This window comes from Pseudomonas sp. ADPe, assembly GCF_014843515.1.
GTDB classification, from domain to species: domain Bacteria; phylum Pseudomonadota; class Gammaproteobacteria; order Pseudomonadales; family Pseudomonadaceae; genus Pseudomonas; species Pseudomonas citronellolis.
The window spans coordinates 1,291,482-1,311,034 of record NZ_CP062122.1 but is presented as its reverse complement, the minus strand read 5'-3'; the positions used below and the strand labels follow the sequence as shown (position 1 = coordinate 1,311,034).

General features: G+C 67.0%; 23 protein-coding genes and 1 tRNA gene. 13 read left to right on the top strand and 11 right to left on the bottom strand.

Features of this window, described 5'->3' with window-relative positions; genetic code table 11:
• Nucleotides 1–40 precede the first annotated feature (40 nt).
• On the top strand, nucleotides 41–1,120 hold the full coding sequence (locus IG194_RS06005; RefSeq protein WP_009620612.1) for an AI-2E family transporter: 1,080 nt from the start codon (nucleotides 41–43) through the stop codon (nucleotides 1,118–1,120).
• Between the two features lie 191 nt (nucleotides 1,121–1,311).
• Here the strand turns inward: IG194_RS06005 and IG194_RS06000 are convergent, their stop codons facing one another.
• The gene (locus IG194_RS06000; RefSeq protein ID WP_009620610.1) at nucleotides 1,312–1,785 is read right to left on the bottom strand and encodes a peroxiredoxin; all 474 of its coding nucleotides are present in this window, start codon (nucleotides 1,783–1,785) and stop codon (nucleotides 1,312–1,314) included.
• 42 nt (nucleotides 1,786–1,827) lie between these two features.
• On the bottom strand, nucleotides 1,828–2,385 hold the full coding sequence (locus tag IG194_RS05995; protein ID WP_043271112.1) for a glycine cleavage system protein R: 558 nt from the start codon (nucleotides 2,383–2,385) through the stop codon (nucleotides 1,828–1,830).
• Between the two features lie 171 nt (nucleotides 2,386–2,556).
• On the opposite strand from IG194_RS05995, the gene dapA reads away from it, so the two are divergent.
• The 5 genes from dapA (at nucleotide 2,557) to IG194_RS05970 (ending at nucleotide 6,266) form a co-directional block, all read left to right on the top strand.
• The gene (gene dapA / locus IG194_RS05990; RefSeq protein WP_043271110.1) at nucleotides 2,557–3,435 is read left to right on the top strand and encodes a 4-hydroxy-tetrahydrodipicolinate synthase; all 879 of its coding nucleotides are present in this window, start codon (nucleotides 2,557–2,559) and stop codon (nucleotides 3,433–3,435) included.
• A 10-nt stretch (nucleotides 3,436–3,445) separates the two neighbouring features.
• Nucleotides 3,446–4,642 (top strand): outer membrane protein assembly factor BamC, encoded by a 1,197-nt coding sequence (gene bamC / locus IG194_RS05985; protein WP_043271108.1) that lies wholly within the window; start codon nucleotides 3,446–3,448, stop codon nucleotides 4,640–4,642.
• Nucleotides 4,581–5,339, top strand: a complete 759-nt coding sequence (locus IG194_RS05980; RefSeq protein ID WP_058490877.1) for an MBL fold metallo-hydrolase — start codon at nucleotides 4,581–4,583, stop codon at nucleotides 5,337–5,339. Before bamC ends, IG194_RS05980 begins: the two co-directional genes overlap by 62 nt.
• 31 nt (nucleotides 5,340–5,370) lie before the next feature.
• On the top strand, nucleotides 5,371–6,081 hold the full coding sequence (purC, locus tag IG194_RS05975) for a phosphoribosylaminoimidazolesuccinocarboxamide synthase (protein WP_009620599.1): 711 nt from the start codon (nucleotides 5,371–5,373) through the stop codon (nucleotides 6,079–6,081).
• 95 nt (nucleotides 6,082–6,176) lie between these two features.
• Nucleotides 6,177–6,266 (top strand) — tRNA-Ser (locus IG194_RS05970).
• 148 nt (nucleotides 6,267–6,414) lie between these two features.
• Here IG194_RS05970 and IG194_RS05965 read toward each other — a convergent pair.
• From IG194_RS05965 to IG194_RS05955, 3 genes are all read right to left on the bottom strand, one after another.
• Nucleotides 6,415–6,615: a hypothetical protein gene (locus IG194_RS05965; RefSeq protein ID WP_058490875.1), complete on the bottom strand. Its 201-nt coding sequence runs from the start codon at nucleotides 6,613–6,615 to the stop codon at nucleotides 6,415–6,417.
• Nucleotides 6,612–7,040, bottom strand: coding sequence for a hypothetical protein (locus IG194_RS05960; protein WP_058490873.1), 429 nt, complete (start codon nucleotides 7,038–7,040; stop codon nucleotides 6,612–6,614). The genes IG194_RS05965 and IG194_RS05960 overlap by 4 nt, the downstream gene beginning before the upstream one ends.
• 169 nt (nucleotides 7,041–7,209) lie before the next feature.
• Entirely contained in the window at nucleotides 7,210–8,046 is an 837-nt protein-coding gene (locus tag IG194_RS05955) for a 5'-nucleotidase, lipoprotein e(P4) family (RefSeq protein ID WP_058490871.1), read from the bottom strand.
• Nucleotides 8,047–8,339: 293 nt separating this feature from the next.
• Here IG194_RS05955 and IG194_RS05950 point away from each other — a divergent pair, with 293 nt between their 5' ends.
• Nucleotides 8,340–9,389, top strand: a complete 1,050-nt coding sequence (locus IG194_RS05950) for a diguanylate cyclase (RefSeq protein WP_192353643.1) — start codon at nucleotides 8,340–8,342, stop codon at nucleotides 9,387–9,389.
• On the opposite strand, the gene IG194_RS05945 is transcribed toward IG194_RS05950, so the two are convergent.
• From IG194_RS05945 to IG194_RS05935, 3 genes are all read right to left on the bottom strand, one after another.
• A complete protein-coding gene (locus IG194_RS05945; protein ID WP_058490868.1) occupies nucleotides 9,377–9,748 on the bottom strand; it encodes a hypothetical protein in 372 nt (123 codons plus the stop codon). The genes IG194_RS05950 and IG194_RS05945 overlap by 13 nt on opposite strands.
• Nucleotides 9,749–9,839: 91 nt before the next feature.
• The gene (locus IG194_RS05940) at nucleotides 9,840–10,181 is read right to left on the bottom strand and encodes a carboxymuconolactone decarboxylase family protein (protein ID WP_009620588.1); all 342 of its coding nucleotides are present in this window, start codon (nucleotides 10,179–10,181) and stop codon (nucleotides 9,840–9,842) included.
• 71 nt (nucleotides 10,182–10,252) lie between these two features.
• Nucleotides 10,253–10,735, bottom strand: coding sequence for a GreA/GreB family elongation factor (locus tag IG194_RS05935; protein WP_058490866.1), 483 nt, complete (start codon nucleotides 10,733–10,735; stop codon nucleotides 10,253–10,255).
• A gap of 128 nt (nucleotides 10,736–10,863) precedes the next feature.
• Here IG194_RS05935 and IG194_RS05930 point away from each other — a divergent pair, with 128 nt between their 5' ends.
• Entirely contained in the window at nucleotides 10,864–11,295 is a 432-nt protein-coding gene (locus IG194_RS05930) for a hypothetical protein (protein WP_058490864.1), read from the top strand.
• A gap of 6 nt (nucleotides 11,296–11,301) precedes the next feature.
• Here the strand turns inward: IG194_RS05930 and IG194_RS05925 are convergent, their stop codons facing one another.
• On the bottom strand, nucleotides 11,302–11,736 hold the full coding sequence (locus IG194_RS05925) for an RcnB family protein (protein ID WP_043315712.1): 435 nt from the start codon (nucleotides 11,734–11,736) through the stop codon (nucleotides 11,302–11,304).
• A gap of 278 nt (nucleotides 11,737–12,014) precedes the next feature.
• Between IG194_RS05925 and IG194_RS05920 the strand changes: the two genes are divergently transcribed.
• The 4 genes from IG194_RS05920 to rmuC all read left to right on the top strand — a co-directional run bounded on the left by IG194_RS05920 (nucleotide 12,015) and on the right by rmuC (nucleotide 15,325).
• The gene (locus IG194_RS05920; protein ID WP_043271094.1) at nucleotides 12,015–12,383 is read left to right on the top strand and encodes an antitoxin Xre/MbcA/ParS toxin-binding domain-containing protein; all 369 of its coding nucleotides are present in this window, start codon (nucleotides 12,015–12,017) and stop codon (nucleotides 12,381–12,383) included.
• The gene (locus IG194_RS05915; protein WP_058490863.1) at nucleotides 12,384–13,154 is read left to right on the top strand and encodes an RES family NAD+ phosphorylase; all 771 of its coding nucleotides are present in this window, start codon (nucleotides 12,384–12,386) and stop codon (nucleotides 13,152–13,154) included.
• A 75-nt stretch (nucleotides 13,155–13,229) separates the two neighbouring features.
• Nucleotides 13,230–13,436 carry a hypothetical protein gene (locus tag IG194_RS05910; protein ID WP_058490861.1) on the top strand — a complete coding sequence of 69 codons (207 nt, stop codon included), beginning with the start codon at nucleotides 13,230–13,232 and terminating at the stop codon, nucleotides 13,434–13,436.
• Between the two features lie 524 nt (nucleotides 13,437–13,960).
• Nucleotides 13,961–15,325 (top strand): DNA recombination protein RmuC, encoded by a 1,365-nt coding sequence (gene rmuC, locus IG194_RS05905; RefSeq protein WP_176707153.1) that lies wholly within the window; start codon nucleotides 13,961–13,963, stop codon nucleotides 15,323–15,325.
• Nucleotides 15,326–15,639: 314 nt separating this feature from the next.
• Here rmuC and IG194_RS05900 read toward each other — a convergent pair whose 3' ends face one another.
• Nucleotides 15,640–16,527, bottom strand: a complete 888-nt coding sequence (locus tag IG194_RS05900; protein WP_009620572.1) for a metal-dependent hydrolase — start codon at nucleotides 16,525–16,527, stop codon at nucleotides 15,640–15,642.
• Nucleotides 16,524–18,311 carry an SDR family oxidoreductase gene (locus IG194_RS05895; protein WP_058490857.1) on the bottom strand — a complete coding sequence of 596 codons (1,788 nt, stop codon included), beginning with the start codon at nucleotides 18,309–18,311 and terminating at the stop codon, nucleotides 16,524–16,526. The genes IG194_RS05900 and IG194_RS05895 overlap by 4 nt, the downstream gene beginning before the upstream one ends.
• 403 nt (nucleotides 18,312–18,714) lie before the next feature.
• Between IG194_RS05895 and IG194_RS05890 the strand changes: the two genes are divergently transcribed.
• Nucleotides 18,715–19,470 carry a MerR family transcriptional regulator gene (locus IG194_RS05890; RefSeq protein ID WP_141679741.1) on the top strand — a complete coding sequence of 252 codons (756 nt, stop codon included), beginning with the start codon at nucleotides 18,715–18,717 and terminating at the stop codon, nucleotides 19,468–19,470.
• Nucleotides 19,471–19,553 lie beyond the last annotated feature (83 nt).

Below are 19,553 nucleotides of genomic sequence, written 5' to 3'. Positions count from 1 at the left end.
GACGCCCGGGACGGCGTCCTCATCGATCGCAGGAACCCCGATGCTCAAAGTTCTGCAAGGCTGGATGCAGCGCTACTTTTCCGACGAGGAAGCAGTGGTGCTGGCGGTCATCCTGGCCCTTGGCTTCACCGTCATCCTGGCCTTCGGCAGCATGCTCGCGCCGGTGCTCGCGGCCATGGTCATCGCCTTCCTGATCAAGGGCCTGCAGGGCCACCTGGAGCGCCTGCGGGTGCCGCGCCTGTTCGCCCTGTGGCTGGTCTACGCGCTGTTCCTGGGCATGCTCGCGCTGTTCCTGCTGGTGCTGGTGCCGCTGATCTGGAAGCAGCTGTTCACCCTGCTCAACGAGTTGCCGCGGATGTTCGGCGAATGGCAGTCGGTGCTGCTGATGCTGCCCGAGCGCTACCCGGCGATGGTCACCGAGGAGCAGGTGCTGCGCCTGATCGAGACCGCGCGCAACGAACTCGGCCAGCTCGGCCAGTGGGCGCTGACCTTCTCCCTGTCGGGCCTGCCGGTGCTGGTCAACGTGATGATCTACCTGGTGCTGGTGCCGATCCTGGTGTTCTTCTTCCTCAAGGACCGCCGGCGCTTCTACAACTGGTTCCGCAGCTACCTGCCGCGCGAGCGCGGGCTGATGAAGCAGGTGTGGGCGGAGATGGACAAGCAGATCGCCAACTACATCCGCGGCAAGGTGATCGAGATCATCATCACCGGCGGCGTCACCTACGTGGCCTTCGTCGCCCTGGGCCTGAACTACGCGGCGCTGCTGGCCCTGCTGGTCGGCCTGTCGGTGGTGGTGCCCTACATAGGCGCGGTGGTGGTGACCGTGCCGGTAGCGCTGATCGCGCTGTTCCAGTGGGGCTGGAGCGACCAGTTCATCTACCTGATGGCCGCCCACGCGATCATCCAGGCGCTGGATGGCAACGTGCTGGTGCCGCTGCTGTTCTCCGAGGCGGTGAACCTGCATCCGGTAGCGATCATTTGCGCGGTGCTGCTGTTCGGCGGGCTGTGGGGATTCTGGGGGGTGTTCTTCGCCATTCCCCTGGCTACCCTGGTCAAGGCGGTGCTCGATGCCTGGCCGCGGCAGCCGGAGGCGCAGCCTCAGGTCAGTCCGATGATGTGAGCGTTTGGCTGAGCGGGGGAGCCCAGGCCGCTCCCTCCCACATCGCGGACGGAGTCCGCTCCTACGGTTACAGGGAAGCGCGGGCGTAGGAGCGGACTCTGTCCGCGATTGGATTCTCCGGCCGTGCCGGCCGTCCCGGTGGCACGAACAGCTCCCTCTCCTGGGGTGAGAGGGATTTCCTGGCAGCGGGCTCAGGCCTTGGCCAGTTCCTGCGCAGCGGCAAGAACCTCGTCGACATGGCCAGGCACCTTGACCCCGCGCCACTCACGACGCAGCACGCCCTTGGCGTCGATCAGGAAGGTGCTGCGGTCCACGCCCATGTATTCCTTGCCGTAGAGCTTCTTCAGCTTGATCACGTCGAACAGCTGGCACAGCGCCTCGTCCTTGTCGCTGATCAGCTCGAAGGGGAAGCACTGCTTGGCCTTGAAGTTCTCATGGGACTTCAGGCCGTCGCGGGAGACGCCGAAGATCACGGTGTTGGCCTTGGCGAAGGCCTCGATCTTGTCGCGGAAGCCCTGGCCTTCGGTGGTGCAGCCCGGGGTGCTGTCCTTGGGGTAGAAGTACAGCACCACCTGCTGGCCTTTCAGGGCCGAGAGTTGCACCTGCTGGCCGCTGGTGGCCGGGGCCTGGAAATCGGCGACGGGTTTGTCGAGTTCGACGGCCATGGAGCTCTCCTTGGAAATATCGGCCTTGGAAATACTGGCGACTTACGGGTGCTGCGGGCGCCAGGGTTCGATCAGCGCGTCCAGGTTCAGGGCGTCGGCGAAGTCGAGGAACTGGTCGCGCAGCCAACTGATCTGGGTGCCGGCCGGCAGCGTCACGGTGATGGTGGCGTTGAGCATGCTGGTGTTGGTGTGCGGCGCCTGGTAGGTGTCGCAGGTCAGGTTCTCCAGCTCGATGTTGTGGTCGATGAAGAACTGGCACAGCTCGTTGAGGATGTCCGGGCGGTACACCGCGCTGACGTACGCCACGTAAGGCAGGGCCTGGGCTCGGGTGACATGGGCGTTGCTGCGGGTCAGGCTGAGGGTGAAGGCATGGCGCTTGGCCAGCGCCGGCAGGCCGCCCTCGAGGCGGGCCAGGGCGTCCCAGCTGCCGGACACCTGGAGCACCAGCGCGCTGAACTCGCCGTGGCGGGTCAGGCGGCTGCTGACGACCGAGCAGCGGTTGTCCACGCAGGTGCGGCAGAGCACGCTGGTCAGCTCCATGGGGTTGGGCCCCAGGGCACTGATCAGCAGGAATTGTTCACGGGGGTGTGAGGCGGACATGCAGCTTTCCTGGGATGGGCGGCCAAGAGGGCCGCGTCGACAAAGGGGGAAGGGTAGCGAAAAGCGGCCGCCAGGGGAATGTCCGGCGTGCGTCGGGCGCCGCGCTCAGCTTGTGCAAGGCAGGTGGCACCAGTACCATTACGGCTTTCTTTTTCCGGCAGGAGCGGTTGCATGATTGCGGGCAGTATGGTGGCGCTGGTCACCCCCTTCGATGCTCAGGGTCGACTGGACTGGGACAGCCTCGCCAAGCTGGTGGACTTCCACCTGCAGGAAGGCACCAACGCCATAGTCGCCGTCGGCACCACCGGTGAATCGGCGACCCTCGACGTCGCCGAGCACCTGGAAGTCATCCGCCGCGTGGTCGACCAGGTCAAGGGCCGCATCCCGGTGATCGCCGGTACCGGCGCCAACTCCACCCGCGAAGCAGTCGAGCTGACCGAGGCGGCCAAGAGCGGCGGCGCCGATGCCTGCCTGCTGGTCACCCCGTACTACAACAAGCCGACCCAGGAAGGCCTGTACCAGCACTTCCGCCACATCGCCGAAGCCGTGGCCATCCCGCAGATCCTCTACAACGTCCCCGGCCGCACCGCCTGCGACATGCTGCCGGAGACCATCGAGCGCCTGTCCAAGGTGCCGAACATCATCGGCATCAAGGAAGCCACCGGCGACCTGCAGCGCGGCAAGGAAGTGCTCGAGCGCGTCGGCAAGGACTTCCTGGTCTACTCCGGCGACGACGCCACCGCCGTCGAGCTGATGCTGATGGGCGGCAAGGGCAACATCTCGGTGACCGCCAACGTCGCCCCGCGCGCCATGAGCGAGCTGTGCGCCGCCGCCATGCGCGGTGACGCCGCCGCCGCGCGCGCCATCAATGACCGCCTGATGCCGCTGCACAAGGCGCTGTTCATCGAATCCAACCCCATTCCGGTGAAATGGGCCCTGCACGAGATGGGCCTGATCCCCGAGGGCATCCGCCTGCCCCTGACCTGGCTCAGCCCGCGTTGCCACGAGCCGCTGCGTCAGGCCATGCGCCAGACCGGCGTGCTGGCCTGAGGAGCATCGCATGAAGCGACTGGCAGGACTGACCGCGCTCGCCCTGGTCATCGGCAACACCTCTGGCTGCGGCTGGCTGTGGGGCAAGGACGGCTACTTCCGTGACCGCGGCACCGACTACTTGGATTCCCGGCAGACCGGGCCGATGAAGGTGCCCGAGGGGCTGCAGAGCAAGCAGCTCGACCCGCTGCTGCCGATTCCCATGAACATCGCCGACAGCCACGAGAAGGCCGGCGAGTTCGAAGTGCCGCGCCCGCTGCCCCTGGCCAACGCCGGCAGCTCCAGCGACTACAGCCTGCAGAAGAGCGGCGATTCGCGCTGGCTGATCGCCCAGCGCCCGCCGGCGGAAGTCTGGCCGGTGGCCCACCAGTTCTTCCAGGACAACGGCTTCTCCTTCGCCGACGAGCGTCCGCAGACCGGTGAGTTCTCCACCAACTGGCAGCCGCTGACGCAGCTCTCCGCGCCCCTGGCCCGCCGCCTGGGCAGCCGCGTCGCCGGCGTCGACCCCAGCAGCGAGGCGCGCGTGCGCGTGCGCATCGAGCCGGGCGTGCAGACCAACACCAGCGAAGTCTACGTCCTCAGCGAAACCCGTCCGGCCGGCAGCAGCGCCAGCGCCGACTGGCCGGGCAAGCCGGTGGTCCCGGCGCTGGACGCCGCGCTGCTCGACGAAATGCTCGCCAACATGTCCACCAGCGCCGAGAAGGGCGGTTCGGTGTCCCTGCTGGCCGCGCACTCCACCTACGACACCCCCGGCAGCGTGACCCTGGAGAAAGACGGCAACGGCAACCCGATGCTGACCCTCGACTCCGACTTCGACCGCGCCTGGGTCAGTGTCGGCCGCGCCCTGGAGCGCGCCGACATCCGCGTCGACGACCTCAACCGCAGCCTGGGCGTTTACTACGTGAACGTCGCCGAGGGCGCGAAGAAGCTCGAGGAAGCGAAGAAGCCCGGCTTCTTCAGCCGCCTGTTCGGCGCCAGCGAAGAGAAGGCCAAGGCCGAGGAAGACGCCAAGGCGCAGCGCTACCAGGTGCGCCTGACCACCGTGAGCAACACGGTGCAGGTCACCCTCGACAAGGACATCAACACTTCCGCGCCGACCGACGTCGCGCAGAGCGTCCTGGAAAAACTTCAAGAGAGCATGCGCAATGCGTTTCGCGGTACTGGGGAGCGGAAGCCGGGGCAATTCGGCCTTGGTGAGCAGTTCTGACACCCGGGTACTGATCGATTGCGGCTTTGCGCTGCGTGAAACCATCAAGCGTCTGGCTCGCCTGGGTATGCACCCCGGCGAGCTGGACGCCATCCTGGTGACCCACGAGCATTCCGATCATGTCCACGGCGTCGAGCTGCTGGCCCGGCACTACGGCATTCCCGTGTACCTCAGCGACGGCACCCTGCGCGGGCTGCGCAAGCCGCTGCAGCCGGCGGGCCTGCTCAAGGCCGGCGAGCGCCTGGAGCTGAAGGGCCTGGAAGTGACCGCGGTGGGCGTGGCCCACGATGCCCGCGAGCCCCTGCAATACGTGATTTCCGATGGCCGGCGGCGTTTCGGCCAGCTCACCGACCTGGGCAGCGTCACCGCCGAGGTGCTGGAATGCTATCGTGGCCTGGATGCCCTGGTAGTGGAGGCCAACCACGACAGCGACATGCTGGCGCGCGGCCCCTATCCCTACCCGCTGAAGGTCCGCGTGGGCGGCCAGTGGGGACACCTGAACAACCGCCAGTCCGCGCAATTCGTCGCGGAACTGGGCTGGGAAGGGCTGCAGCACCTGGTGCTGGCCCACCTCAGCGAAAAGAACAACACGCCGCAGCTGGCCCGGCAATGTTTCGTCGACACCCTCGGGTGCGACCCGGACTGGCTGCAGGTAGCCGATCAGCATTCGGGGCTGGACTGGCGCGAAATCGCCTGACCCCCTACCAACCTAGCAAGCGGAGCCCATCATGGAAAAACGCGAAGAACTCTATCGCGGCAAGGCCAAATCGGTTTACACCACCGACGACCCCGACCGCCTCGTCCTGCTGTTCCGCAACGACACCTCGGCGTTCGACGGCAAGCGCATCGAACAGCTGGACCGCAAGGGCATGGTGAACAACAAGTTCAACGCCTTCATCATGCAGAAGCTGGAAGCGGCGGGCATCCCGACCCAGTTCGACAAGCTGCTGGCCGACAACGAAGTGCTGGTGAAGAAGCTGGCGATGATCCCGGTCGAGTGCGTGGTGCGCAACTACGCCGCCGGCAGCCTGGTGCGCCGCCTGGGCGTGGAAGAGGGCCTGCAGCTCAACCCGCCGACCTTCGAGCTGTTCCTGAAGAACGACGCCCTGGGCGACCCCTTCATCAACGAATCCCACGTCCAGGCCTTCGGCTGGGCGACCCTGGAACAGCTGGCGCAGATGAAGGCTTACTCCTTCAAGGTCAACGAAGTGCTGAGCAAGCTGTTCGACGACGCCGGCCTGCTGCTGGTGGACTTCAAGCTGGAATTCGGCGTGTTCCACGGCCAGATCGTCCTCGGCGACGAATTCAGCCCGGACGGCTGCCGCCTGTGGGACAAGGAAACCCGCAAGAAGATGGACAAGGACCGCTTCCGCCAGGGCCTGGGCGGCGTGATCGAGGCCTACGAGGAAGTGGCGCAGCGCCTGGGCGTACCGCTCTGACCTGTTCCAGGCGCGCAAGCATCTGATAGCACGCGAAAATTTCTCAAAAGAAGGCTTCGCGTTCGCCGATCAAGCTGATATGATGCGCGCCGCACGGAGAGATGCCGGAGTGGTCGAACGGGACGGATTCGAAATCCGTTGAGTCAGCAATGGCTCCTAGGGTTCAAATCCCTATCTCTCCGCCATTACAGATAGCCAAAGCCCCTGAAATGCCTAGCGTTTCAGGGGTTTTGTCTTTTCTGGTCCTGTGAATTAGGGCGGCTTCTCCCCTGAATCCCATTACCTGCGAAATCCTATCGCCCCATGGCATAGCTGCGAGCACGACAAAGCGATTTAGATGTTGTGTGACTGCGAATCCATATCGGATCTTAACGCCTTGAGCTTCCGCTGCAGCCGAACGTTCTGGCAACCCAGGGCTACGATGAGTGCGCCCGAAAGGAGGGACCACGCGTCCTGTCCGAGGTAATGGAAGAATGCCCAGGCAAGCCCGGCCGCCAGCAGGCTCGCAAGAATCAACAGGATGCGGTCCTTCACACGCAGGCTCTCCACGTCATGGCTCGGCGGACGTTCGCAGGCATGGCTCGATCGTACAGGCCGGGGTTGTTCCTGAGTACCAGGTGCACGTCGAAACTGTACACCTCGTTTCGGCTCGCCAGGGCAAGCGCATCGGCCAGGCGCGTTCCTCCAGATAGCGTCCTGCCCAATGCCACGGCCAGGCTGCCGATGACGGCGCCAATGTAGAAGCTCGCCAGCATCGAGCCCATGGTCAGCAGGCGCTCACCCTTGAGTCCGGCCCTAGCCAGCTCAGTCACCGTTACGTTTCGGCCGAACTTCTCGAGCAAGGTATTCAGGGTCGAGAGTGTGGCGAGCGCGGTAGCGGCTGTGCCGTAAAGCGATTCGGGCGCCGGCAGGCCCAGTGCTTCCATGTTTTCCTTGAAATAGCTGTAGAACGATGACATTCCTGCGCCTCCTCCATGAATCAACTCATGGAGGGTTCCCTTCAGCGCATGGGCGGTATGCAGGTTCCTTCCTGTTGATTTGTAGGAAAGGCATGGCTTCGATCGGTATGCGGAAGGCGTGAGCACTGAGGCGCGCTCGCGTACTCAGGAGCTCGCTCTCAGGCAGCCCTCAATCCTGCCCCTTCCACGCCCCCGAAGTCGCCGCGGCGCGGAACTTGGCGCGGTTGGCCGGGGTGTCGGCCGGTTCCGACTCGCCGAAGATCGCTTTCATCCAGTGGCCGTCGGTGGGGTTGGGGAAGAGGATGAAGCGCTCGCCGAACTGGGCGCGGTCCTCGTCGAGCAGGGCGGCGCGTTGCCTGGCGTCGTCGACGTAGTAGCGGCGTTTGAAGTCGTTGAGGTTGTCGCCCAGCATCAGCAGCACGTCGTAGCGTTCGGCGATGGCTTTCTGCGCGGGTTCCTTGTTGGAGCTTTCGCGCAGGATGGTGACGTGTTCCTTGTCGGCGAAAGGCACTTTCAGGCTGCGCAGGTTGTTCAGGGCGTATTCGTCGGTCCTGTCGCCCTGGTCGCGGCTGGAGACGTAGAAGATTTCCACGCCCCGGGACTTGGCGTAGTCGAGGAAGTCCAGCGCGCCGGGCGTCAGGGTGGGGCCGTTGGCGGCTACCCAGCGGTCCCAGAGGGCATCGTCGAAGAAGTCCTTGCCCTGGCTGAGCAGGGCGCCCCAATAGCTGTTGCTGCTGAGGATGGTGTCGTCGAGGTCGCTGATGATCGCCGGTGGCCTGGCGCCGGGCTTGCGTTCGGCCAGGGCCTGGTCCAGGCGCAGCTTGGCCAGGTTGAAGCCCTGGTAGTAGAGGGCGCGGTATTCGGCGGCCGTCTGCCGCCAGGCGACGGCGGCGGTCAGCAGGTTGGGCGAGGCGGTGTCGGTTTTCGCAGTGTCAGCCAGTGCCAGTTGGAAGGGCGCGGCGAGGACGAGCAGGGCGGCAGCGATTGTCGTTCCTGGATTGGGCATGGGTGACGATCCTTGTGGCTTGTGTGCCATGGCGGCGGGGGTGGAGTTCTCATACCCCAGGCGGGGGCGGGCCTCAATCGGGGCGACGCATATCCGTAAGGAGTTGGCGTGCTTGCGGAAGGATCGGACCCGGTCGCGGGGGATGGCCTACAGACTCGTTCCGCCATGGGATTGGCGCTGTAGCCGGGCGATGGCGTGGGCGGGAGGTAATGTCAAATTGCCGCCAATCCGCGTAGGCGCTTTCCTGCCGATCTGCTAGCTTGCTCTATCGGATGCCTGGATCAGGATGATGTATGGGGGCTGTGGTCGGTAAGGGGTTGTCTTTCGCCAGGCGCATCTACGTGCCGCGCATGGTCGGGTTGGGCATCGGCTTCTTCTGCGTGGCGGCGGCGCTGGAGCCGTTGCAGCGGCCGGGTTGGGCCTGGGCTCTGCTGGTGGCCAACGGCTTTCTCTGGCCGCACCTAGCCTACCAATTGGCGCGCCTGTCGCGGGCGCCGTACCAGGCGGAGCGGCGCAACCTGTTGCTGGATTCGCTGTTCGGCGGCTTCTGGGCCGGCGCCATGCAGCTCAACCCGCTGCCGAGCGTGACCATCCTGTCGATGATGGCGATGGACAACATCGCCGCCGGTGGCCTGCGCTTCTTCCTGCTGGGCAGCGTGGCGCAGCTGCTGGGCGTGCTGCTGGCCTGGCTGTGCTTCGGCATCGCCTTCACCGCCATGGCCACGCCGCTGCAGGTGTATGCCTGCCTGCCGATGCTGGTGGTCTACCCGCTGGCGGTGGGCGGCGTGAGCTACAGCCTGGCCAGGCGCCTGTCCGAGCACAAGCAGGCGCTGCGCGCGGTCAGCCGCACCGACAGCCTCACCGGGCTGCTCAACCATGGTTCCTGGATGGACCAGCTGGAGAACGAATTCCAGAAGTGCCGCCAGCAGCACACCCGGGCCAGCGTGGTGCTGATCGACATCGACCACTTCAAGGGCATCAACGATCGCTTCGGCCATGTGCTGGGCGACATGGTCATCACCGAGCTCAGCCACCTGCTCACCCATTCGCTGCGTGAAACCGACACCCCGGGACGCTATGGCGGCGACGAATTCTGCGTGATCCTGCCCGGCACCACCCAGACGCTGGCGGTGGAGATCATGGAGCGCCTGCGCCAGAGCTTCGCGGAAAAGCACTACCAGCTGGCGACGGACCTGTCCGTCGGCCTGAGCATCGGCGTGGCGTCCTACAGCCCCTACCAGGTGGATGCCAGCGCCTGGCTGAGCGACGCGGACAAGGCGCTGTACCGGGCCAAGCACCAGGGCCGCAACCAGGTGGTGGGCGCCGGGCCTCAGCCGCAGTAGCCGTCCATCTTCAGCCGGTTCTTCTCGCTGGGGTCGGCCTGGTACTGCTGGCGCCAGAACTGGCAGGGCGCGCTGTTGAAGCGCCGCTCCCGCTCGCTCTGCTCGACCTGCCGGCTCTGCTCGGCCTGGGCCTTGCGCTGGTTCTCCAGGTACTGCTGGAACATCGCCGCGTTGGCATCCGGGGTGGGCGCCGGAGCGCTGGCCGGCGCCGGCGACAGGCCGGCGGGCAATGGCAGGGGCGCGCCGGGCCACAAGCGCAGGAGCAGGACGCAGCTCAGGGCAACGGCGACGAAGCCCAGCCAGATGCCGGCGGCGATGCCGAGGGCGAGTTTGCAGAAACTGATGCTGGGCGAGGACATGGCGGCTCATCGTCGGGCGAAAACGCAATGGATAACCCAATTCTGCCGCCGGAGAAAGCCTGGGCGCGGCGCCCGGCGCCGCGCCTGAACCTCAGCCCTGCGGCTGTTCGAAGGCCTCCAGCGCGCGCAGCGAGTAGACGTAGGCGGCGCCGGCGTTCATGGCGATCGCCGTGGCCAGCGCCTGGGCTACTTCGGCCTCGCTGGCGCCGGCCTTGCGCGCGGCCTCGGCGTGCACGCCGATGCAGCCGTCGCAGCGGGTGGTGATGGCCACCGCCAGGGAGATCAGCTCGCGGGTCTTGGCGTCCAGCGCATCGCCATCCGCGGCGGCGGCATCCAGCGCCTGGTAGGCGGCGATCATCTTCGGATGTTTCTTACCCAATGAGCCGAAGGCCTTCTTCACCGCGGGAACGTATTCGGACCAGTTGAACAGCATGGCGGCATCTCCTTTTCGGGTTGACGGCCATGCAGCTTAGTCCGGGATTCGCCGGTCTGCGGGCGGGGTGCTCAGAGCGTCGCGACGATCTCGTAGGCCTGGCGCGCCGAGCCCAGGCCGACCTCGATCTCGTCGCCGGGGTGGTGGCCGAGCAGGGCGCCGCCCAGCGGCGAGCGCGGGGTGATGACCAGGACCTCGTGGCCGTCCAGTTCGATCTTCAGGCCGGCGGCGTCCGGACCCAGGAACAGCCAGCGGCGGCGGTCCTCATGGTCTGCCAGTTCGACCAGGGCGCTGGTCTGGATGCCCAGGTCGGCGTCGAAGTCGCGCAGCACCAGGCCCTGGAACGAGGCGAGCGCCTGGCGGATCTCCTCCACCCGGCGCGATTGCCCGGCGGCCAGGTAGGCCGCTTCCAGGCCGAGGGTGTCGTACTTGTTCTCGGCGATGTTTTCCTCGTGGGTGGCGGCCTCGTGGGCGGTGCGCGCGGCGCGGACGGCGACATCGAGGTCGGCGTCGAGGCGCTGGAGGATCAACTGGTGGGCGCGTTGCTTGTCCATGGTGACGGCTGCCTGGGCATGAAGGGGCCTATCCTAGGGCCTTTGCCTGGCATCGGCGAATGGTCTTTCAAGTTTTTCCTACGGCAGTCGATAGAGCGGCAGAACACCCGGAAAAAGGAACCTCGGGCATGAACCTTTCCCTGACGCCTTCCAGCCAGGCCTTCGCCGGTCAATTGCGGATAGTTGCCAATGGCGATGGCGGCACGGCGGCCGATGCCACCCAGGACGACGGCGCCGTGGCCAGTCGTGGCGCGAAGGCCGGAAGCCAGGGCGCGGCTGGCGCCGGCGCCGAAAGCGGCGGCAGCTCCAGCGTCGCCGTCGAGCAGTTGCAGAAGCGCCTGCAGCAGCTGCAGAAGCAGTTGCAGCAGGAACAGCAGGAACTGGCGGCCGCGCAGGAGCGGCAATATTCCTCGGAAAACGAGCGCACTGCGATCATCATGGCTCTGCAGAGCCGCATCGCCAGCACCAGCGCCGCCATGCAGGCCACGGCGGCGGCGCTGGCCGAGGCGATCCGCAATGGCGGCGGTGGCGCCGGTGCCTTGCTCAGCACCAGCGCCTGAGGCGCCTCAATAGCCGGCCAGGATGTTGACGATCACCCCGGTGGCGATGGCCACCAGCACGTAGTCGCCGTTGACGTACAGCCAGCGATGGTCGCGCGGCGGCGCATAGAGGTGACGGGCGCGCCAGTCGGTGACCCAGTAGCGGTCGCTGCGGTAGACCGGCTGCACCACCACGCCGCGGCGCCATTCGCGGTGCGGCACCGGCATGCCGGCCTGTGGGCGGAAGTGCGGGTCGCGGTAGTAGCGCGGGTCGGCGTGGCCCTGGCGACCCTGGTAGTGGCCGCCCTGGGAGCCTTTCTGCTGTTGGTATTGCTGGTGCTGCTGCGGGCGATTGTCCGGGCGGTTCGGGCCGTGGTCCGGGCCGGGGCCCTGCTGGGCGAAACTCGCCAGCGGGCTGCCGAGCATCAGGGCGGCACAGAGCAGGGCGACGGTCTTCTTCATGGTGTTCTCCTGGCGCGGCCGGCGGTTGCGGCGCGCGCTGCTATCGGTCGATCCCGCCACCGGGCGCAGCCGGTTCGGGTACTTCATGAGACCGTGCGTCCAGGTCAAGAAACGCCAATGTGGGGTAAAGGTCCGGTAAAGAATTCGTCGCTTTCGTCAGGGCGCTGATACATGGCCGCCCGAACAGCGTCCGGCACTCTGCCGGAAAAGGGGAAGTGCTTTGTGCGGTTTTCACATTTGATGGTATGTTTGCATCAAATGCACGAAAGAGGTACGGCATGAGCGCACTGATCCGGGAAACTCCGTCGGCCGATCTGGTCCTGGCCAAGGCGGTACTGGCTGCCCGTGAGCAACTGGGCATGACGCAGCAGGAGCTGGCCGCCATCGTCGGCGTCGATCGCAGCGCGGTGAGCCGCTGGAAGAGCGGCGGCCTGCGGGTGGGCAGCAAGACCGGCGAGCTGGCGCTGCTGCTGGTGCGGGTATACCGCGCGCTCTTCGCCCTGTTCGGCGGCAACCTGGAGGACATGCGCCACTTCCTGCGCACCCCCAACCGCCACCTGAGCGGTGTGCCGCTGCAGCGGATGGAGCAGGTGCAGGGCCTGGTGCAGGTGGTCGAGTACCTCGACGCCATCCGGGGCAAGATCTGAATGGCCCTCGACGCCGGCGCCGAACTGTGGCGCGAATGCCGGGGCGAGCAGGCCATCGCCCCGCTGCGGGGCAAGCTGGTGCGCCTGGTGGAGAGCCAGGAGCAGGTCGCGACCCTGCAACTGGTGGATACCCTGGAGGAGCAGGCCCTGCTGGAAGAGCTGATCGAGACCAGCAAGCCGCACCTGCCGCCGTCCACCGAAACCCTGCACTACCTGCTCAAGACGCCGTTCCGCTACCCGCCGCTGCGTTGGGGCTCGCGCTTCGGCCGCCGCCACGAACCCAGCCTGTTCTACGCCGCGTTGCGCCTGGAGACGGCCATGGCCGAGGCGGCCTATTACCGCTTCGTGCTCTGGGAGGGCATGGCCAGCCCGCCGCCCAGCGGGCGCATCCTTTCCGAGCACGCTTCCTTCGAGGCGCGTTTCCAGGTGCAACGGGGCATACGCCTGCAGGCGCCGCCCTTCGACAGCTATGCCGAGCGCCTGCAGGACCCGCAGGACTACCGCCTGACCCAGGCGCTGGGCAGCGCGATGCGCGCTGCCGCGGTGGAGGCCTTCGAATACCGCTCGGCGCGCTGCCCGGAAGGTGGGCTGAATGCCGCGCTCTTCGTGCCTTCGGCCTTTGTCGACAAGCGCCCGCGCAACCTCATGCCCTGGCTGTGCGAGACCACCGCCGACTACGTGGCCTTCAAGCATGCCCAGGTGCCGGGGGCGCCGCGGCTGTTCCCGCGCGCGGGATTCCTGGTCGAGGGCGACCTGCCGCACCCGGCGTGACCGTCCGTCGTCCTGCCCGCGCGGGGTGGGGCGAACGCGCTAGCTTATTGCGCTGGCCAAGCAATGGAGTGCGCCATGGACATTCGCCTGGAAGCCCATCCCCATGACCGCCGACAGTGGCGCGTCTACCTCAACCAGTACTTCTTCCAGTACCCCGACAAGCCCACCGCGCAACGCATGTACGAGCGCGTGCTGGAGTCGTTGGGCCAGGCCGCGCCTGTTGCCGGGGCGGGCAGTATTCCTAGCCAGGAACGTCGGCGCAGAGCCCGCGAATGCGTCTGATTCGCTGCTGAAGCTTGCCTGAAAATCCCTTCGGATTGCCCTGAAATGAGGCGGTCCGCCCCTGTCCGGCGCGGACTTGTGCACAATGTTGGTGGCTGTTGTCAAGCGCTGGAAACATTCCTCCGTAAGCGCTTGATTTTTCGTTGAGCGTTTGTAAATTATTGATTTTTAATGGCTTTATTTATTGGTGAAAAAAGCACCAATCTAAGCGGCAGCCCCAGCGGGCAAGGCGTATAAGACGTTTTCATCACCTTATCCACGCAGTTATCCACAGCTTCTGTGGATTGTCCCAAGCGCTTGCTTTCCTTCCGCATTGTCAAGAGCCCTGACGGCAAAAGCCGCACTGAATTCCTATTCGCGGCTGCTACCATGGCGCGAATTTTCCTGCGACCACCCGCCCTGGAGCGCCCATGCCCGTCGACTTGCCCAACCTGCTGATCGGACTGCTGGCCGCCACGCTGCCGCTGGGCTGGTTGGCCTGGCACCTGCGCGAGCGCGCGGCGCGGCAGGAGAGCGAACTGGCGCTGTTGCGCGAACGCCTGACCACCGCGCAACTGGCCCAGGATGGCCTGGGCGCGCAACTGGAGGCCGAGCGTGAAGCCTTCCAGCGCCTGAGCGGCCGACACGGCGAGCTGGCCGGCGAGGCCGCGGCTCTGCGCCGCGAGGTGGACCTGGGCCGCGCCGAGCGCGAGCGCCAGCAGCAGGCCGAGCGTAGCTGGCAGGCCGAGCGCGAGAGCCGCGAGGAGGAACTGCGCCGGCTGTCCGCCGAACGCGCCGCGCTGGCCGCCGAACTGCGCGAGCAGCAGGAAGGCCACCAGCAGCGCCTGGGCGACCTGCAGGCGGCGCGGGACGAGCTGCGCGCGCAGTTCGCCGAGCTGGCCGGGAAGATCTTCGAGGAGCGCGAGCAACGCTTCGCCGAGGCCAGCCAGCAGCGCCTGGGGCAGTTGCTCGACCCGCTGAAGGAGCGCATCCAGGCCTTCGAGAAGCGCGTGGAAGAGAGTTATCAACAGGAAGCCCGCGAGCGCTTCTCCCTGGGCAAGGAACTGGAGCGCCTGCAGCAGCTCAACCTGCGCCTGGGCGAGGAGGCGACCAACCTGACCCGCGCGCTCAAGGGCCAGAAGACCCAGGGCAACTGGGGTGAGCTGGTGCTGGAGCGGGTGCTGGAACACGCCGGCCTGGAGAAGGGCCGCGAGTACGAGACCCAGGTGAGCCTGCGCGCCGCCGACGGCGAGCGCTTCCAGCCCGATGTGCTGATCCGCCTGCCCGGCGACAAGCAGGTGGTGGTGGACGCGAAGGTCAGCCTCACCGCTTACCAGCAGTTCGTCGCCAGTGACGACGAGGTGATCCGCCAGCAGGCGCTGAAACAGCACGTGCTGTCCCTGCGCAGCCACGTGAAGGGTCTTTCCGGCAAGGACTACCGGCGCCTGGAAGGCCTGCACAGCCTGGACTTCGTGCTGCTGTTCATGCCGGTGGAGGCGGCCTTCTCGGTGGCCCTGCAGGCCGAGCCGAACCTGTTCCAGGAGGCCTTCGAGCGCAATATCGTGATCGTCAGCCCGACCACCCTGCTGGCCACCCTGCGGGTGATCGACAGCCTCTGGCGCCAGGAGCGGCAGACGCAGAACGCCCGCGAAATCGCCGAGCGCGCCGGCGCGCTGTACGACAAGTTCGTGCTCTTCGTCCAGGACCTGGACGAGATGGGCTCGCGCCTGCAGCAGTTGGACAAGGCCTACGCGGCGGCGCGCAACAAGCTCTGCGAGGGGCGCGGCAACCTGATCAGCCGTGCGGAACAGGTCAAGCTGCTCGGGGCGCGGGCCAGCAAGAGCCTGCCGGGCGACTGGTTGGAGCGGGCGTTGGGTGATGAGCCGCAGGTTCTGGAAGAGGACAAATAGTCCTACCGCGCTGTAGGGCACATAACCGTTCGCGGTTATCCGCCGTACGATGCTGCGCTTTTCGTAGGAGCGAGCTTGCTCGCGAACCGTGTTTCCCGGCGGCTGTTGTGCTTGAGGTGGACCCCGTTCCCTCTCCCCAGCCCTCTCCCTGAAGGGAGAGGGGGCTTGTCCGTGCCGAGAGAAGACTTGGTTTCAGCCGGTAGCCTCTGTGCTAGCCGGCCAACGCCGAAATACCTGAGCACTCCGAACGGTCCCCTCTCCCTTCAGGGAGAGGGTTAGGGAGAGGATGCTCTTGCTCTTACCCGAAATTCCCCTCAACCCCGCGCCGCCCGACTCGCCGCCGGCGAGCGCGCCAGGTAGTCCAGGGCCTCCTGGGTGTTGGCCTCGTGGTCCGGGTGGTACCAGGGCTTGAAGTAGCGCAGGAAGCTTCCGGCCAGCGAGGCTCGCCGCGGCAGCAGGCCGCGTTTTTCGCTGTCGCGCCAGATGCGCCAGAAGGGCCGCGGCCTGCCCAGGCTCGGGTCCTGGCGGGCTAGGGTGCGGGTGCCGAAGGCGAACAGCCAGATGATCAGCGGCCAGACCACGAACATCCACAACTGGCGGCTGACGAAGCTGCCGCCCAGGTGCACGTGCAGGTCGTGGGCGACGTTGCGGTGCTCCACTTCCTCGGCGCCGTGCCAGCGGAACAGGTCCAGCAGCACCGGATCGGAGCCGGCGCGGTCCAGCGCCTCGGCTTCCAGCACCCATTTGCCCAGCACACAGGTGAAGTGCTCGACCGCTGCGACTATGGCGCAGCGCTGGCCGATCCACCAGCGGCGCAGCCAGGGCGTTCTGTTGAACAACTGCAGCCCCAGCGGGGTGTCGCTGAGCAACTGCTCGAACAGGTAGTCCATGGCCTTCAGGTAGCGGCTGGAGTCGATGCCGTGCACCGTCAGGTAGCGCTCCACGGCGCCGGAGTGGGCGCGGGCGTGCATCGCTTCCTGGCGGATGAAGCCCTGCACGTCGTCGCGCATGCGCGCGTCCTTCACGAAGGGCAGGGCCTTGTTGTACAGGCGGCAGAACCACAGCTCGCCGGCCGGCAGCATCATGTGGATGACATTGATGACGTGGGAGGCCTCGGCCTGCCCGGGGATCCAGTGCAGTGGCGAGGCGCTGTAGTCGAACTGCACCTTGCGCTGCACCAGGCGGTGATGATGGTCGGTCATGGTTGGCCTCGGGAAGTCAGGTCGAAACGGGCGAACAGGCGCGACAGGCCGGGCAGCAGGCGCCACTGCCAGCGCGCCAGGTGCACCTCGGCGCCGGCGGCGACCACCGGCTGGTTGCGCTGCACGGCCTGGACGATCTTCTCGCCCACCCTGTCCGGGCTCAGCCGGCGCCGGCGGTAGAAGCGCTGCACCTTGGCGCGGCGGCGGGCCTGCTGCTCCTCGCTGAGGCCGGCGAAGCGGGTGGCCTGGACGATGCCGGTGTCGACGAAGCCGGGGCAGGCCGCGCTGACGCCGATGCCGTGCCCGGCCAGTTCGGCGCGCAGGCATTCGCTGAGCATCAGCACCGCCGCCTTGCTGGTGGCGTAGGCCGGGTAGTTGCGCGAGGGCGCGAAGGCCACGCCGGAGGCGACGTTGACCAGGTGCCCGGGCTTGCCGGCCTCGACCATCTGCCGGCCGAACAGGCGGCAGCCGTCGATGACGCTCCACAGGTTGACGCGCAGCAGGCGCTCCCAGTCCTGGGCGCTGGTGTCGAGCATGGCTCCGGCCAGGCCGATGCCGGCGTTGCTGACTACCACGTCGGGCACGCCCAGGCTGCCCTTCACCCAGGTGGCGAAGCGTTCCATGGCGATGCTGTCGCCGACGTCCACGCAATAGCTGAAGGCCGTGGCGCCAAGGCTGCGGGCCTGGGCGGCGCTGGCTTCGGCGGCGGCCGGGTCGATGTCCGCGGCGAGCACGCTGGCACCCTGTTCGGCGAAGCGCAGCAGCGTGGAACGGCCGATGCCGCCGCCGGCGCCGGTGACCACCACCAGCTTGCCGGCGAAGGGCCCGGCGCCGGGTTTCTGCTGGGCGCGTTGCAGCGGTTGGCTGGCCTCGCCGCCGTCGATGTGGCGGGCGAATTCGTCGATCCAGCCGGCCAGCTGCTCCGGCTTGGCGAGCAGTTGCCAGTGCCCGGCGGCCACCTCGCGGCGCCACAGTCGCGGCGCCCATAGCGAAAGCTGCTGGAACAGCTGCTGGCCGACGTAGCGGTCGCGGGTCGGCACCACCAGTTGCACCGGCACCTCGGTATGGCGCTTGCGCGGCTTGAAGATCGAACCGATGAAGTTGGCCCGGTACAGCTTCACGCCGTGCTCGCCGTCGCTGGCCTGGTGCGGGTTGCGCCCGGGGTTGCGGATGCCCTCGACCTTGCGCAGGTACTGCGGCCACAGGCGCGCGGCGCCCAAGCGCCAGGACAGCGCCGGGAGCAGCGGCAGGTGGAAGTAGTAGATGTACCAGGAGTGCAGCAGCTGGCTGAGCATCTGCAGCAGCGCGGCCGGGCGCCTGCGCCGCAATCGGTCGCGCATCCAGTGGCCGACGTGGTCCAGGCAGGGCCCGGAAATGCTGGTGTAGGAGGCGATGCGCTGGCGCAGCGCCGGGTCGGTGACGCTCTCCCAGGTCTGGATCGAGCCCCAGTCGTGGGCCACCAGGTGCACCGCGCGTTCGGGGCTGACGGCGTCGAGCACGGCTTTCAGGTCCTGGCTGAGCAGCTCCAGGCGGTAGTCGCGGGTGCGCCGTGGTTTGTCCGAGGCGCCGGCGCCGCGCACGTCGTAGGCCACCACCTGGTAGCGGCCGAGCAGGCGGGCGATCAGCGGCAGCCAGACCTCGTGGTTGTCCGGGTAGCCGTGGACGAACAGCAGCATCGGCTTGTTCGCATCGCCCCAGCGGTACACCGCCAGGCGCACCGCGCCGGATTGCACGTCGAGGCGTTCGGCCGGCGGCAGGCCGGGGTTCTCGAGCATGGCGTTCATGCGGCCTCCCGTGGCAGTGGCGGGAGCGGATGGACGGACGGGGTGCCTCGGGGCATGACGTTCTCCAGGCCATTGTTGTTGTACGGAGCGACCATGACATTGGTCGATGTCACAGTGGATGCTGACCCATTCGCCCCGCCCGCGCCATGCCCGGCGGCGCTGTTACCAATGCGGGCAGCGGCGCGCAGCCCAGTTGTCATGCGGGTTTGGCAGAAAGGGCAGGGTACGCGGGGCGATGAAGTCCCGCCTTTGGTTGGGCGTTGTGATGGGCTTCGCAAGCGCTTGGGTATCGATGCCTTGCGGTTGTGGCCGGCGCCGGGCGCTGGCTATGATCGCCGCCATGAGCACGCCCCTGAGCCTTCTGCAGCGCCTGCTCCAGCGCCCCGAGCAAAGCCCGGCGGAGATGGAGGACGAGCGCGAATTCAGCGTCGACGAGCTGGCCCGCGAGGCCGGCAGCACGGTGCGCAACATCCGCGCCTACCAGGACCGCGGCCTGCTGCCGTCGCCGGAGCGGCGCGGCCGCAGTGGCGTGTACTTCGCCAGCCACCTGCGCCGCCTGCGCCTGATCGGCGGCCTGCTGGAGCGCGGCTACGGCCTGTCGAACATCAAGGAGCTGCTGGAAAGCTGGGAGCGCGGCCACGACCTCGACCACGTGCTGGGCCTGGACCAGGCCATCCTCGGCGCCTGGAACCTGGAGACGCCGGGGCAGATCGGCTTCGACGAACTGCAGGCGATCTTCGGCGACGAACTCGACGACGAGGTCATCGACCGCGCCCTGCAGCAGGGCCTGCTGCAATTCGACGGCGAGCGCATCAGCATTCCCAGCCCGCGGCTGTTCAACGCCGGCGTCGAGCTGTACCGCTCGGGCATTCCCCTGGCCGCGCTGCTGGAGCACCTGGCGGTGCTACGCGGCGACACCGAGCACCTGGCCGCCGGCATCGTGCGCCTGGTGGTCACCCACCTGGTGGACAAGCGCGGCACCGAGCTGCTGCCCGGCGCGGCCGACCTGAAGCAACTGGCCGAGGTGTTCATGCGCCTGCGTCCGCTGGCCGAGCAGGTGGTGCTGGTGGAGCTGGCGCGGGGCCTGAAGCGGTCGGCCAACGAAATGCTCGGCGAGCGGGTGGGGGAGATCCTCCGCCAGTTCGAGCAGCCGCGCTGACGCCGCTTCTGCAAGGTGCTTTTCGTAGGATGGGTTGAGCTTGCGAAACCCATGCGGTCATGGCGATGGGTATCGCTTCGCTC

What these genes read in the sequence shown, in the direction of transcription:
- IG194_RS05960 (WP_058490873.1), bottom strand. Translation starts at nt 7,040, where the DNA reads ATGTCATCGTTCTACAGCTATTTCAAGGAAAACATGGAAGCACTGGGC.
- IG194_RS05935 (WP_058490866.1), bottom strand. Translation starts at nt 10,735, where the DNA reads ATGGACAAGCAACGCGCCCACCAGTTGATCCTCCAGCGCCTCGACGCC.
- IG194_RS05940 (WP_009620588.1), bottom strand. Translation starts at nt 10,181, where the DNA reads ATGCTGTTCAACTGGTCCGAATACGTTCCCGCGGTGAAGAAGGCCTTC.
- IG194_RS05890 (WP_141679741.1), top strand. Translation starts at nt 18,715, where the DNA reads ATGGAGGACGAGCGCGAATTCAGCGTCGACGAGCTGGCCCGCGAGGCC.
- IG194_RS05910 (WP_058490861.1), top strand. Translation starts at nt 13,230, where the DNA reads ATGGACATTCGCCTGGAAGCCCATCCCCATGACCGCCGACAGTGGCGC.
- IG194_RS05915 (WP_058490863.1), top strand. Translation starts at nt 12,384, where the DNA reads ATGGCCCTCGACGCCGGCGCCGAACTGTGGCGCGAATGCCGGGGCGAG.
- IG194_RS05900 (WP_009620572.1), bottom strand. Translation starts at nt 16,527, where the DNA reads ATGACCGACCATCATCACCGCCTGGTGCAGCGCAAGGTGCAGTTCGAC.
- IG194_RS05925 (WP_043315712.1), bottom strand. Translation starts at nt 11,736, where the DNA reads ATGAAGAAGACCGTCGCCCTGCTCTGTGCCGCCCTGATGCTCGGCAGC.
- IG194_RS05955 (WP_058490871.1), bottom strand. Translation starts at nt 8,046, where the DNA reads ATGCCCAATCCAGGAACGACAATCGCTGCCGCCCTGCTCGTCCTCGCC.
- IG194_RS06000 (WP_009620610.1), bottom strand. Translation starts at nt 1,785, where the DNA reads ATGGCCGTCGAACTCGACAAACCCGTCGCCGATTTCCAGGCCCCGGCC.
- IG194_RS05945 (WP_058490868.1), bottom strand. Translation starts at nt 9,748, where the DNA reads ATGTCCTCGCCCAGCATCAGTTTCTGCAAACTCGCCCTCGGCATCGCC.
- IG194_RS05950 (WP_192353643.1), top strand. Translation starts at nt 8,340, where the DNA reads ATGGGGGCTGTGGTCGGTAAGGGGTTGTCTTTCGCCAGGCGCATCTAC.
- IG194_RS05930 (WP_058490864.1), top strand. Translation starts at nt 10,864, where the DNA reads ATGAACCTTTCCCTGACGCCTTCCAGCCAGGCCTTCGCCGGTCAATTG.
- IG194_RS05995 (WP_043271112.1), bottom strand. Translation starts at nt 2,385, where the DNA reads ATGTCCGCCTCACACCCCCGTGAACAATTCCTGCTGATCAGTGCCCTG.
- IG194_RS05980 (WP_058490877.1), top strand. Translation starts at nt 4,581, where the DNA reads ATGCGTTTCGCGGTACTGGGGAGCGGAAGCCGGGGCAATTCGGCCTTG.
- IG194_RS05920 (WP_043271094.1), top strand. Translation starts at nt 12,015, where the DNA reads ATGAGCGCACTGATCCGGGAAACTCCGTCGGCCGATCTGGTCCTGGCC.
- bamC (WP_043271108.1), top strand. Translation starts at nt 3,446, where the DNA reads ATGAAGCGACTGGCAGGACTGACCGCGCTCGCCCTGGTCATCGGCAAC.
- IG194_RS05895 (WP_058490857.1), bottom strand. Translation starts at nt 18,311, where the DNA reads ATGAACGCCATGCTCGAGAACCCCGGCCTGCCGCCGGCCGAACGCCTC.
- IG194_RS06005 (WP_009620612.1), top strand. Translation starts at nt 41, where the DNA reads ATGCTCAAAGTTCTGCAAGGCTGGATGCAGCGCTACTTTTCCGACGAG.
- dapA (WP_043271110.1), top strand. Translation starts at nt 2,557, where the DNA reads ATGATTGCGGGCAGTATGGTGGCGCTGGTCACCCCCTTCGATGCTCAG.
- purC (WP_009620599.1), top strand. Translation starts at nt 5,371, where the DNA reads ATGGAAAAACGCGAAGAACTCTATCGCGGCAAGGCCAAATCGGTTTAC.